Annotated in this window: 12 protein-coding genes; 3 read left to right on the top strand and 9 right to left on the bottom strand. The window is 65.8% G+C overall.

Annotated elements, in window-relative coordinates:
- Window positions 1–23: 23 nt before the first annotated feature.
- Window positions 24–851, bottom strand: a complete 828-nt coding sequence (locus ACQY5B_RS19820; RefSeq protein ID WP_420327809.1) for a 4-(cytidine 5'-diphospho)-2-C-methyl-D-erythritol kinase — start codon at window positions 849–851, stop codon at window positions 24–26.
- The gene (locus ACQY5B_RS19825) at window positions 832–2,556 is read right to left on the bottom strand and encodes a tetratricopeptide repeat protein (protein WP_420327808.1); all 1,725 of its coding nucleotides are present in this window, start codon (window positions 2,554–2,556) and stop codon (window positions 832–834) included. Before ACQY5B_RS19825 ends, ACQY5B_RS19820 begins: the two co-directional genes overlap by 20 nt.
- A 224-nt stretch (window positions 2,557–2,780) precedes the next feature.
- Between ACQY5B_RS19825 and ACQY5B_RS19830 the strand changes: the two genes are divergently transcribed.
- Window positions 2,781–3,914 (top strand): HPP family protein, encoded by a 1,134-nt coding sequence (locus tag ACQY5B_RS19830; protein ID WP_420327807.1) that lies wholly within the window; start codon window positions 2,781–2,783, stop codon window positions 3,912–3,914.
- Window positions 3,915–3,982: 68 nt separating this feature from the next.
- On the opposite strand, the gene ACQY5B_RS19835 is transcribed toward ACQY5B_RS19830, so the two are convergent.
- Together ACQY5B_RS19835 and ACQY5B_RS19840 are read right to left on the bottom strand one after the other, a co-directional pair.
- Entirely contained in the window at window positions 3,983–5,632 is a 1,650-nt protein-coding gene (locus ACQY5B_RS19835; RefSeq protein WP_420327806.1) for an electron transfer flavoprotein-ubiquinone oxidoreductase, read from the bottom strand.
- A gap of 192 nt (window positions 5,633–5,824) precedes the next feature.
- Window positions 5,825–6,862: a hypothetical protein gene (locus tag ACQY5B_RS19840; protein ID WP_420327805.1), complete on the bottom strand. Its 1,038-nt coding sequence runs from the start codon at window positions 6,860–6,862 to the stop codon at window positions 5,825–5,827.
- Between the two features lie 176 nt (window positions 6,863–7,038).
- On the opposite strand from ACQY5B_RS19840, the gene greA reads away from it, so the two are divergent.
- Both greA and ACQY5B_RS19850 read left to right on the top strand, forming a co-directional pair.
- Window positions 7,039–7,509 (top strand): transcription elongation factor GreA, encoded by a 471-nt coding sequence (greA, locus tag ACQY5B_RS19845; protein ID WP_305969382.1) that lies wholly within the window; start codon window positions 7,039–7,041, stop codon window positions 7,507–7,509.
- Window positions 7,510–7,521: 12 nt separating this feature from the next.
- Window positions 7,522–8,523 carry a hypothetical protein gene (locus tag ACQY5B_RS19850; protein ID WP_420327804.1) on the top strand — a complete coding sequence of 334 codons (1,002 nt, stop codon included), beginning with the start codon at window positions 7,522–7,524 and terminating at the stop codon, window positions 8,521–8,523.
- 83 nt (window positions 8,524–8,606) lie between these two features.
- Here ACQY5B_RS19850 and ACQY5B_RS19855 read toward each other — a convergent pair whose 3' ends face one another.
- The 5 genes from ACQY5B_RS19855 to ACQY5B_RS19875 are packed head-to-tail and all read right to left on the bottom strand — an operon-like array spanning window position 8,607 to window position 12,745.
- On the bottom strand, window positions 8,607–9,863 hold the full coding sequence (locus ACQY5B_RS19855; protein WP_420327803.1) for a molybdopterin-binding protein: 1,257 nt from the start codon (window positions 9,861–9,863) through the stop codon (window positions 8,607–8,609).
- Window positions 9,860–10,714, bottom strand: a complete 855-nt coding sequence (locus tag ACQY5B_RS19860) for a molybdopterin guanine dinucleotide synthesis (RefSeq protein ID WP_420327802.1) — start codon at window positions 10,712–10,714, stop codon at window positions 9,860–9,862. The genes ACQY5B_RS19855 and ACQY5B_RS19860 overlap by 4 nt, the downstream gene beginning before the upstream one ends.
- On the bottom strand, window positions 10,711–11,217 hold the full coding sequence (gene mobB / locus ACQY5B_RS19865; protein ID WP_420327801.1) for a molybdopterin-guanine dinucleotide biosynthesis protein B: 507 nt from the start codon (window positions 11,215–11,217) through the stop codon (window positions 10,711–10,713). The genes ACQY5B_RS19860 and mobB overlap by 4 nt, the downstream gene beginning before the upstream one ends.
- Window positions 11,214–11,843 carry a molybdenum cofactor guanylyltransferase MobA gene (gene mobA / locus ACQY5B_RS19870; protein WP_420327800.1) on the bottom strand — a complete coding sequence of 210 codons (630 nt, stop codon included), beginning with the start codon at window positions 11,841–11,843 and terminating at the stop codon, window positions 11,214–11,216. Before mobA ends, mobB begins: the two co-directional genes overlap by 4 nt.
- Window positions 11,840–12,745 (bottom strand): formate dehydrogenase accessory sulfurtransferase FdhD, encoded by a 906-nt coding sequence (locus ACQY5B_RS19875; protein ID WP_420327799.1) that lies wholly within the window; start codon window positions 12,743–12,745, stop codon window positions 11,840–11,842. Before ACQY5B_RS19875 ends, mobA begins: the two co-directional genes overlap by 4 nt.
- Window positions 12,746–12,753: the final 8 nt, after the last annotated feature.

The following is a 12,753-nucleotide window of genomic DNA, read 5'->3' on the forward strand; positions in this document are numbered from 1 at the left end:
GATTCCCCATCCTGCCAGCCCCATCAGCGCAATATCGTCGAGCGCACCCACCAGTCCGGACGGGCGGATGAGAGGGTTGCGCCGGCGCTGTCCGCAGCGGCACGCGTGTCGAACAGGGCGAAACAGGTCGCACCGGATCCCGACATGCGGGCAAGCCGCACGCCCGCAAGATTTTCCAGCCTTTCAAGGACTTCAGAAATGACGGGCTGAACGGCAACGGCTGGCGCTTGCAAGTCGTTGCGTTGCCCGCTCACCCATTCGATGGCGGCCGATGCCCCGCCTGCCTCCGGCATCGGGGCCATCGCCCCGTTGTCCTTGCGCCTCAGGGCACGGAAGACGGCCGGCGTGGCGACCTCGACCCGCGGGTTCACCAGCAGCGCCGGAAAAGGCGGCATGCCAAGCGGCGTCACTTTTTCCCCGATGCCCTGCATGCGCGCGGCCTGCGCTGTCATGCAGACGGGAACATCCGCCCCCAGATCAAGCGCGGAAACTCCGCTCGGACGGTCAAAGAGCCGCTCCATGCCCCGCAAAACCGCCGCCGCATCCGAAGACCCACCGCCGATACCCGCGGCGGCGGGCAGGCACTTGTCCAAGGTGATCGCCACAGGCTCACCGAACACTTCTGCCGCCTTCCAGCAAAGGTTCCGCGCATCGTCGGGGACACCCGGTGCCATCGGCCCGGTCACGCGCAAGGACATCTCTTCGGCCCGCGCGACGGTCACGCGATCCCCGACATCCGCGAACATCACGAGCGAGTCGAGCAGGTGGTATCCATCCGCGCGCTGGCCGGTGACGTGCAGTGTCAGGTTGATCTTGGCGGGCGCAAAGACCTCAATTGCCTGCGCTGTCATCGGCAAGTGTCAGCGGCGGCGCGCCCTCTTCCTCCAGCACCTGGTCAAGCCCGACCTCGATCTTGCGCTTGATGCGCTCGGGATCCGCCTCGGCTGCGGCATCTTCCCAGTCGACGAAGGACAGCGCACGTTTCCACATGAACTCTGCCTCGCGCTGGCGCCCCACGGCCCAGTAGACATCGCCCAGGTGATCGTTCACCACCGGGTCGATCGGCATCAGTTCAGCCGCGCGCTCCATGTGCGGAACCGCCTCTTCGTAGCGGCCCAGCCGGTACAGCACCCAGCCCAGGCTGTCGACGATGTAGCCCGCGTTGGGTCGCGCCTCGACCGCGCGTTCGATCATGTCCAGCGCCTCGTCCAGCTTGACCTGCTTTTCCACCAGCGAATAGCCGAGGTAGTTCAGCACCTGCGGCTGTTCCGGGTTCAATTCCAGCGCCTTGCGGAAATCGGCCTCGGCTTCGGCCCACTTGTCCTGACGTTCGTAGGAAATGGCACGGGCATAAAACAGGAACCAGTGCCGTTCGCCTACTTCGGCGACCCTTGCAAGCCCCTCGGAATAGGCGCTGACCGCCTCATCATAACGTTCGTCCTGGCGCAGGTAGTCGCCCAGCGTGGAATGCACCACCGGCATCGTCCCGTGGGATTGTGCCAGGTCTTCCAGAACAGCGATGGCCGCATCCGTGTCGCCGCTCTGGCGCAGCGCCTCGGCGCGGCCCAGTTCGGCGGCGTGATAGGCGTCGTCGTCCTCGGGCACCTTGGCATAGGTGTCGATGGCCTGATCGTACTGGCCGATCTTGGACAGCACCTCGGCCGCCAGCAGGATCGCGTCGATATGATCGTTGCGCAGGTATTGGGCCATCTGCGCATAAAGCAGCGTCAGATCCTCGTTGTTTTCCGAAGCCAGGGCGCCGGCAACGGTGTAGAACACTTCTGCGATGCCATCGCGCGGCGACCGCACATGGGTAAACGGCACGGTTTCGCCCCGCTCGAGGCGGTCGCGCAGAGCCTCCAGCCCCGGATCGAGATTGCTGCCGAAGGAGTCTGACAACAGTTGTACGGCATCGGCATTGCGATCAAGCTGGCTGAGAATCTCGGCATGGGCCATGACACCGCGGCGGGTCGATCCCATGCCCGCGCTCTGGCTGCCCCCGAGGATCAGTTCGGCGCCTTCGTAGTCGCCCACGGAGGCCAGGGCCAGGGCCTTGTGATAGGCGGCAAAGGGCGCCAGCCCCTGAATGTCCGCGACATCGTCGAAGGTCACAAGGGCGCTTGTCATGTCGCCCTCGCCCAATTGGGACCAGGCCTTGACGAGGCCGTCAGCCAGCGGACCAAGGCCGCGCTTGTCATCGATGGCCTTGATAATCGCACCATAGGCCTCGCCGCGTGCGTCACGGGCCACCAGCGCCATCTGGGCGATCTGGCTGGAATACCCATCCTGCGCAAGGCGTTCCGCGTAGCTTCCGGCGCGATCGACCTCGCCCAGCGAAATATTGGCCAGAACCGCGCGTTCCAACAGTTCGGGACGCCCCGGATCACGGGCCAGCGCCTTGCCATAGTAATGCGCGGCGGATTTGAAATCGCCCAGGAAACTGGCCTGGCGCGCAGCCAGGTAATCGCCCGCGAACCCCTGTGCCGTTGCGAGTGAAGGCAGCACTAGCGCCGTCGCCAACAAGGCCGCGCGCACCGTCTGTGTCCAAGCTGTCAAGATGCCGGTCTCCTCAGTCGCCATTTCGCCAAAGCCTAGAGCGGTTGAACAGGCAAGGCAATCGCGACAGCCCGCAGAAGCGGGCCTGTGCTTCACCTCCTTGTGAGCCTGCGCCCAACAAGATGGCAGGCCAGGCGGAATTGCAGGCAGGCGCCCGGTGTCACTCCCGGTTGCAGCCCCCTCGATTTGCTGAAAATTTGGGCAGCACAGAAATCGGGGCACTCATGCTGCACAAACTACGATCACTCGGCCCTGCCGTCGCAAGAGTCTCGCCGGTCGAGGCCCTGCGCGCCGGCGTCGGCGCCATTGTCGGGCTGGGGTTGGCCGGGCTGTTCCTGTTGTCACCGGGGGTGGACACGGAACTGGGCCTCTACCTGATCGCGCCGTTCGGGGCGACTTCGGTGCTGCTGTTCGCAGTGCCCAACAGCCCTTTGGCACAGCCCTGGTCGGCGGTGGTCGGCAACACCATCGCGGCACTGGTGGGCGTCGCCGTCTGCATGGCCATGGCCGATCCGACACTGCGGGTCGCGCTGGCCGTGGGGCTGGCAATCACGGCGACGATCCTGTGCCGCGCCGTACATCCGCCCGCAGGCGCCGTGGCGATGACCGCCGCGCTAAGCCCCGCCGCGATCGAAGAGCTGGGCTTCCGCTTTGCACTGGCGCCGGTGGCGGCGGGAACAATCGTGCTGGTGGCCCTGGCCGCGATCTATGCCCGGCTGACCGGCCGTCACTATCCCTTTCGCCAGTTCGAGACCAACGCCGAGCCGGCATCGCGCATGCGGCTGGACCTGAGCGAGGACGAACTGGCCGGACTTCTGGAAAACTATCGCCAGTCCTTCAACCTGGGGGTCGAGGACCTCGCCCGGCTGATCGGCGCGGCGGAACTGCGGGCGGCCTCACATGCCACCAGCGCGGAAACCGCCGCGGACATCATGTCGGACAGACTGATCACGGTGCGGTCCGATACAGGACTGGGCGAAGTGGCGGATCTGTTTCGCAAGCACCGCTTCACCTCGTTGCCCGTGGTCTCGGACGGGGGCAGGTTCCTGGGCGTAATCTTTCAGATGCACCTGATCGACCGGGCCCGGCAAGACGCGCTGCGGCTGGATCGCGGGTACCTGGCAGCATTCAGGCGGCTGCTGGACCGCGAACGGGACATGCCGGTACGGGCCGAGGAGATCATGGAAGTGGCTGGCCCGCGCGCGACAACGGCCACGCCCATAGCCGCCTTGCTGCCGATGATGGCGGATGGTGCGGTCGACGCTGTGCCGGTGCTGGAATACGGACGGCTTGTCGGCATCGTGACACGCACCGACCTGATCGCCGCCCTTGCCCACAGGGCCCTGCGCAGCGCCTGACACCCGCCTGAACGCAAGACGGCCGGGGTCATCAGACCCCGGCCGCCGGAACGCAGCGTCGCGCGCCGTCACATGTTGGGATAGTTCGGCCCTTCGCCGCCCTGCGGAACCGTCCAGTTGATGTTCTGGCTGGGGTCCTTGATGTCGCAGGTCTTGCAGTGGACGCAGTTCTGGAAGTTGATGACGAAGCGCGGTCCGCTTTCGTCCTCGACCACCTCGTAGACGCCCGCCGGGCAGTAGCGCTGTGCCGGTTCGGCGTATTTCGGCAGGTTGATCGAGGTCGGGACATGCGGGTCCTTCAACTGCAGGTGCGCAGGCTGGCTTTCCTCGTGGTTGGTAAAGCTGAAGGCGACGTTGGTCAGGCGGTCAAAGCTGAGCTTGCCGTCGGGCTTGGGATAGTCGATCGGCTCGAACCTGGCCGACATGCCGGTGGCCTCGGCGTCGCTCTTGCCGTGTCCCAGCGTGCCAAAGAAGGAAAAGCCCAGCGTGTTGTTCGTCCACATGTCCAGACCACCCAGCGTGAGGCTGGCGGTGAGCCCGTATTTCGACCACATCGGCTTGACGTTGCGGACCATCTTGAGGTCCTTGCCGATGGCGCCCTCGCGGACCTCGGTCTCGTAGGCCGAAAGCTCGTCGCTGGCCCGGCCATCCCGCAGCGCGGCATAGGCCGCCTCTGCCGCCGCCTTGCCCGACAGCATCGCGTTATGGTTGCCCTTGATCCGCGGCACGTTGACCATACCCACCGAACAGCCCAGCAGCGCAACGCCCGGGGCCACCATCTTGGGCATGGACTGGTAACCGCCTTCGCTGATCGCACGCGCGCCATAGGCGACGCGCTTGCCGCCTTCCAGCAGCTCGGCCACCATCGGATGGTGCTTGAAGCGCTGGAATTCCATGTAGGGATACAGGTAGGGGTTCTCGTAGTTCAGGTGCACGACGAAGCCGACGTAGACCTGGTTGTTCTCGAGGTGGTAGATGAACGACCCGCCGCCCGCGTTCGACCCCAGCGGCCAGCCCATCGTGTGGGTGACGGAACCTTCCTTGTGCTTGGCCGGGTCGATCTCCCAGATCTCCTTCATGCCAAGGCCGAACTTCTGCGGTTCCTTCCCGGCGGACAGGTCGTATTTCTCGATCACTTCCTTGGACAGAGAGCCGCGCACGCCTTCGCCGAGGAAGACGTATTTGCCCAGCAACTCCATACCCGGCTCATAGCTGGGCCCCGGGGTGCCGTCGGGATTCTTGCCGAATTCACCGGCCACGACGCCGCGCACTTCGCCGTTCTCGCCGTAGACCAGTTCGGAACAGGCCATGCCGGGGAAGATCTCGACCCCCATCTCCTCGGCGTGTTCGGCCATCCAGCGGCAGACATTGCCCATCGAGACGATGTAGTTGCCGTGGTTGTTCATCAGCGGCGGCATCGGCCAGTTGGGAATACGGACCTTGCCCGCCTCGCCCAGCATGTAGAAGTTGTCCTCGGTCACCGGCGTGTTCAGCGGTGCGCCCTTGTCCTTCCAGTCGGGGATCAGCGCATCCAGGCCGCAGGGGTCCAGCACGGCGCCCGACAGGATATGCGCCCCGATCTCCGATCCCTTTTCCAGCAGGACCACGTCCAGGCTGTCGTCGAGCTGTTTCAGGCGGATCGCGGCGGACAGTCCCGCCGGGCCGCCGCCCACGATGACGACATCGTATTCCATGGATTCGCGCTCAAAGTCGGACATTCCGGCTCCTTCCCTTCGAGGGGCATTGAAATTTTCTTTCGCGACTGAGTAGCGCGGCAGTGCAGCACAGGTCAATCACGACACGGCGTTGCAAGGTCCTATTGCGACACTGCCGCGCGTTCCCGCGCGTTTGCACGCACGAAAAAAGCCGCCCGAAGGCGGCCTTTCCATGTGTCCGGTGCAGGACGGGTCTCAGTACACCGGCACGATCTCGATCTTGCCACGGTCCGGACCGACCTTGAGCAGCCGGTAGGCATTGGTTCCGAAATACAGCGTGCCGTCCGGCGCCTCTGCCATGGCGGTGATCCATTCCGCCGGCCCACCGCGCAGCCGCTCTCCCTTGAGCAGCCCCTCGGGGCCGTCCTGGGCCACGGGCACGAACCGCAGGTCCACGCCCTTGGTCAGGATGTAGGTTTCTCCCTTGGCGTCGATGTCGGCGTAGTTGAAGTAGTCCTCGCCCAGGTCGATCAGCTCACCCGATCCGTCCGGGGCAAGCATCATCGAATCCATGTTGGTGCGCAGGATCATCATCCTGTCCCCGGCCATCCGCACCGCCTTGGGGTAAGAGACGCGATAGGGCGTTTCGGACATTTCGAAGGCGCCGGTACCGAAATCCACCGTCACCACGTTGCTGACATAGCCGTCGTGCAACTGCTTGAAATCAGCCTTCTGCAGCTTGCTCAGGTCGTCCGGCTCATCCGCCTTCTCCTCGGCGTCGGACTTGGCGTAGTTGGTCAGGATCAACGCCTTGTCCGCACCGGGTGCCAGGGCGATCAGGTTGGACTTGATCTTGCCCATCGCCACGCGCGCCATCTGCTCTCCGGTGGCCGCGAACAGCAGGCTGACCGAATCGTCCTTGTAATGCTGGTCGAGCACGGCAATGGCACCGGCGCGCGGGTCATAGGCCATGTTGTCGACGTCCGAGGCCTTCCAAGCAAAGGACATATCGGCGGTCTTGTAGGCAGTCAGCGTGTCGGCATCGTCGCGAAAGAAGACCAGCTCACCATCGGCACCGTGCACGATCTGGCGCACCAGTTCCGACACATAGCGCCGGTCCGTCACCTCCAGCGTCTCGGCGGACAGGGCATAGACCGTCCGGTTGGTGCCGCCCACGAGGACGGTCTGACCATCGGGAGAAACGCTGATCGTTTCGATGGACTGGGCCTGTGCGAATGTGGCAGCAATGCCGGAAACCGCGGCGGCCGCGGCAAGGGAAATAAGGGAACGCATATCAAAATCTCGTTGCTAATAAGGTGCAATCCACAGTACCCGCACCTCTTCGAAAGTCAAACCTGCATGCAGACCGGAAAAATCCCGCTGGTCTGAGGGCGCGCTTGGCTTTACATCGGCGCAACGGGCGACGACACTCCTGAAACACTCGCTGAAGAGGCAGAGACGATCCGAAAATGGACAAGATCCTGATGACCCGCGCGGGTTACACCGCGCTCGAAACCGAATTGAAACAGCTCAAGTCCGAAGAGCGGCCCGCCATCATCCAGGCGATCGCCGAGGCGCGCGAACTGGGCGACCTCAAGGAGAACGCCGAATACCACTCGGCGCGCGAAAAGCAGGGATTCATCGAGGGCCGCATCAAGGAACTGGAAGGCGCCCTGGGCCTGGCCGAGGTGATCGACCCCAAGACCCTGTCCGGCCCGATCAAGTTCGGCGCCACCGTGACCGTCGTCGACGAAGACACCGACGAGGAAAAGACCTGGCAGATCGTGGGCGAACACGAGGCCAGCGTCGAAAAGGGCCTGCTGAACATCAAGTCGCCCATCGCCCGTGCCCTGATCGGCAAGGAAGAGGGCGACAGCGTCGAGGTTCGCACCCCGGGCGGCGCCAAGTCCTATGAAATCCTGAGCATCGCCTACAAGTAGGGCAGACACGCCATGAGCGACCCAAAGGACGCCCGCCCGACGCTGCCCGGCCTCTACGCCCGCGGCGCGACCGAGGGTGTCACCGGAATCGAGATCACCGCCGCGGTGATCTCGATCATTTGGGTTGTGATCTCGGGCTGGTATTTCCTTGGTCTGCCCGAGGGCGAAAACGGTCCGTTGCATTTCCTGCTGGCACTGATGGTGGTCGTGATGCCGGTGGCGCTGGTCTGGGTCGCGGCGCTCACGATCCGCGCGGCGCGCATCATGCGCAGCGAAAGCGCCCGCCTGCAGGCGGCCATCGACGCAATCCGACAGGCCTATGTCGCCCAGGCGCAAAGCGGCAAGGGTCAGCCGCCGCATCCCATGCTGGTCAAGCGGCTGGACGATATCGCGGGCGCCCAGAAGAACCTGGAATCCACGCTAGCCATGCTTGGTGGCATCCGCCAGGGCGGCCAACCCGGCGCCCTGCCCGCCCCGGACGGGTCCGACGGCGACGACCAGCCCGCCCTGTCGCTGGGCACCCCGGCAGAGGCGTTGCAGCCGCCCCTGCCCAATGCCGACTACATCCGCGCCCTGCATTTTCCCGAAACCGCCGAGGACGAGGAAGGCTTTGCTGCCCTGCGTCGGGCGCTCAAGGATCGCGGCACGGCCAAGCTGATCCAGGCCGCCCAGGACGTGCTGACCCTGATGAGCCAGGACGGCATCTACATGGATGATCTGCGCCCCGATCTGGCCCGCCCCGAAACCTGGCGCGCCTTTGCCCAGGGCGAACGGGGCCGCCCCATCGCTTCCTTGGGGGGCGTACGCGACCGCTCCTCGCTGGCGCTGGCGGCCGGGCGGATGAAACAGGATCCGATCTTTCGCGATGCGGCGCATCATTTCCTGCGTCGCTTCGACACCAGCTTTTCAAGCTTCGAACCCAATGCCACGGACGAAGAGATCTCGGCCTTCGCCATGACCCGCACCGCGCGCGCCTTCATGCTACTGGGACGGGTGGCAGGCACCTTCGACTAGGACGCTGGCCCGCCCTTCTTCTCTGCAAAAATACTCCGGGGGAGTCGACCGCAGGGAGACGGGGGCAGCGCCCCCGCCCCGGCTCACAGCCCGAAACTGCCGAATGGAATATACCGCACCGGGTCTCCCGGCGAGATCTCGGCCGCGGCATCGGGCAGTTCCACCAGCCCCTCGGCCCAGCTCAGCCCCGAAATACGGCCCGAGCCCTCGGACTTGAAGACCTCGACCCGGCCATCACGCAGACGGGCGCGCAGGTACTCGCGCCGCCCCGGTTTCTTGGTCTTGGCAAACGCCGCCGGCACGGTGTACCCCGCCGGGTCATCCCACCCAGCCCCGGCCAGCAGGCGCAGCGCCGGGCGGGCAAAGACCAGGCTGCAGACGAAAGCCGCGACCGGGTTGCCCGGCAGACCGAAGACAGGCTTGCCCTGCCACATCCCCAACGCCAGGGGGCGTCCGGGCTTCAGCGCGATGCGCCATGCGGCCAGCGCCCCGGTCTCGCGCAACAGAGCCGACACATGGTCCTCATCCCCCGCCGAGGCACCACCGGATGTCAGGATCGCATCCACCTCGGCCCCGTCGAGCCGCGCGCGCAGTGCCTCGCGCTCATCCGGCACATGGCCAAGATCGACGGGAGCGTGACCGAAACGCGCGATGAGCGACAGGAGCATCGGCCGGTTGGCGTCGTAGATCTGGCCGGGCGCAGCGACCTGCCCGGCGGGCACCACCTCGTCCCCGGTCGACAGGACACCAACGCGCAGGGGCGTGTAGACGGGCAGATCGGCAAGACCCGTGGCTGCCGCCAGTGCAAGGTCCGCCGGAGTCAGCATCCGCCCCTGCGACAGGATCTCCTCCCCCTCCGCCACGTCCTCACCCGCGCGGCGGGTGTTGGCACCGGGTTTGACCGGGCCGCGAAAGGCCACCGCGGCGCCATCGGTCGCACAGTCTTCGTCCAGAACCACGGTATCCACGCCCTCGGGCAGGGCGGCGCCGGTCAGCACGCGGATGGCATGGCCGGGCGGCACCGCACCCGAGAAGGCAAGCCCCGCGGCGGCGCGTCCCTCGACCAACGGCAAGGTGAACTCTGCCGCCTCGCCGATGGTATCAGCAGCAAAGCCGAACCCGTCCACGGCGGTATTGGGCAGCGGCGGGTTGGCCCGTCGCGCCGTCAGCGGTGCCGCAAGAACCCGACCGGCCGCTGCCATAACGGGCACATCCTCTCGGACGACGACCGGGTGCAGGCGCGCGCGCAACATGTTCAGCGCCTCGTCCACCGGGGTCCAGTCGACCCCGGGCGGCAGGGCGAAACAGTCGTTGTTCAGGGGCGGCGGTTTCAATGTCATGCGGCCAGGCTCCCCATCAATTCGCTCTCGGCGCCAAGCCCCAGGATCCAGCCTTCCTCTGGCGCCTCGACCGACAACATGTCCCGCAGCCGCTGCGGCGCCGTGTCCGCCAGGGCGCGTGCCAGCAGGCGGACCTGTACGGCGTCGCGTATGTCACCGGGGCCCGTTGCCCGCCGCACGGCATCATTGATCAGTCCCGGCCAGATCTCGACGAAGGCGACAGGCCCGTCGAGCGCTTCATAGGGCCAGATGGATACCTGCCCGGCAAAGCGCCGTCTCAGCCGTTCCAGTACGGGCAGCCCCATGATCACCTGGGATCCCACGGCACCCGCGCCCGCCATTTGCCAGCAGGTGAACGTGCCTTTGCCCTGCACCTCGCAGGCTCGGCGTTCGGGAAAGGGATTTGCATATCCCGCCTTGGTGCGCGGCAGACCGGGAATGTCCCGTTTCAGCGCATTTCCCCAGAACGGCCCGCGCCCGCCGCCCAAAGCCCTGTTGATGCCGCCCGCCACGTCGAAACGGTTGTTGGCACGGGGGGCATCCTCGACCCGATCGGCCAGCCAGCCCCAGACCTCCAGCGGATCGGCCCGCCCGGTCAGAGCCTCCGCGAAACCGGCCGGATAGCCAAAGGGAAAGTCGAAACCGATAAAAAGACGCTCTCCCGACACCAGCGCGGCCTCGATCCCGTTGGCAAGTGTCTCTTCGGCCACGCGCCTGTTGCGCTGGTACAGCGGTTCCGCCTCTCCCTCCGGGCCGGTCTCGCCGATCCAGATCGCATCTTTGCGGGGCCGCGGGCCAGCATCATTGCCGCCCGACCAGTCCACCATCAGAAAGCGGTCGAACCCCGTCATTCCGCCGCCCTTGCCAGGCCGACCTCCGCGAGGATGAAATCGGCCACGGCCACGGTATCGTTCAGGTCGAAGACAGGCCGGTCCAGCGTCAGCGCCGTGTCCGCGGCAACGGCACGCACCGTCGGGTCCTCATGGGCGATCAGCTGGTTGCCGGTTTCGGCCCTGAAGGCCTCGATCTTTGGATGGCGGTCGCGCTTGTAGCCCTCGACCAGCACCAGATCGACCGGCGCCAACCGCGCCAGCAGCTCGTCCAACGTGGGTTCACCGGCGCCGCGCAGCTCGATCATATGGGCCACCCGGTTGCGCGAGGAGAGGATCACCTCTGACGCGCCCGCGTGGCGGTGGCGATAGCTGTCCTTGCCGGGGTGATCGACGTCAAAGGTGTGATGTGCGTGCTTGACCGTGCTGACGGTCAGACCGCGCGACGTGATTTCCGTCACCAGCCGTTCCATCAGGCCGGTCTTTCCGGCGTTCTTCCACCCCGTCACCCCGTAGAGCCTCATAGCAGCGCCTCCGCCTGTGCCAGATCCTCCGGCGTGTTCACGTTGAAGAATGGATCGAAAGGCACGGAGGGAAAGAGCGCCTCGCGCCCGCCGTGTTTGTCGGTCCAGAGCACGACCTTTTTCAGCCCGCCCTCCAGCGCTGCGCGCAGATCGTCGCGCAATGCCACGGGCCAGAGGCCGAAGGTCGGATGCCGGATCAGGCCCGAACGGGACTTGCTGCGGGTCTGGGCGTCGCCCTTGGTCGCGGCCAGAACGAGCGGATGCTCCTGCCCCTCGCTGGCCAGCAAGAGGCGCGGCACCAGATCACAGGGAAAGAACGGCGTGTCGGCGGCAACACTGACCAGCGTGTCCGCGCCCTGTTCGGCCGCCCAGTCGAGACCCGCGAGCACCCCGGCAAGCGGGCCGGGGAAATCGGCGATGGTGTCGGCCACCACCGGCAGGCCAGTCTCGGCAAAGCGCACCGGGTCGCCATTGGCATTCAGCGCCAGCGCCGCGACCTGTGGCGAAAGCCTTTCGATCACGCGGGACAGCAACGTCTGGCCACCCAGCGTCAACAGGGCCTTGTCCCCGCCGCCCATGCGAGAGGCCAGCCCCCCCGCGAGGATCACGCCAACGGGCTGTTTCATGTCTGCCCCGCGCTCTTGCGGCGATGCTTGGCGCTCTCCTCGGGCACGGCGTCCGGGTCCATGTCGCGGACCAACCGCTCGGCACCGGACAGGCAGGTAAAGCGTTTGCCGCGCATCCGGCCGATGCAGGTCAGCCCGACCTGGCGGGCGATCTCTACGCCCCAGGCGGTAAAACCCGAACGCGACGCCAGCACCGGGATTCCCATAAGTGCCGTCTTGATGACCATTTCCGAGGTCAGCCGCCCGGTGGTATAAAGGATCTTGTCCTCCGCGCTGACCCCTTCGCGGAACATCCAGCCGGCAATCTTGTCCACGGCGTTGTGGCGGCCCACGTCCTCCATGTAGACAAGCGGACGGTCGCCTTGGCACAGCACCGTGCCGTGGATCGCCCCGGCCTCGAGGTACAGCGACGGCGTCGTGTTGATCTTGTGCGCCAGCGTGTAAAGCCACGAGGTGCGCACCTCTGTTGCGGGCAGGCGAACCTGTTCGAGCCCTTCCATCATGTCGCCAAAGACGGTCCCCACGGCACAGCCGGAGGTGCGCGTCTTCTTCTGCATCTTTTCCTCGTAGGTGGTCTGCGAGGCGGTTCGGACCACGACGGTTTCCAATTCTTCGTCGTAATCGACGCCGGTGATCTGCTCGCCGTCGGCCAGCATCCCCTGATTGCGCAGGAAACCGATCGCCAGGTACTCGGGGTAATCCCCGATGGTCATGGCGGTGACGATTTCCTGACGGTTCAGGAAGATTGTCAGCGGACGCTCCTCGACCACGGATACCTCGACCTCGGCGCCGGTATGGTCGGTCCCGGTGACGGCGCGCGTCAGGCGGGCTGACGCGGGGTCCGGCGCGATCAGGTAGTCGGACGCGAATTCACGGGGCGGAGTGTCCGGGGGCGATTGCATCGGGCGGC

Origin of the sequence: Antarctobacter sp., assembly GCF_965277915.1 — a bacterium.
Classification (GTDB): Bacteria; Pseudomonadota; Alphaproteobacteria; order Rhodobacterales; family Rhodobacteraceae; genus Antarctobacter.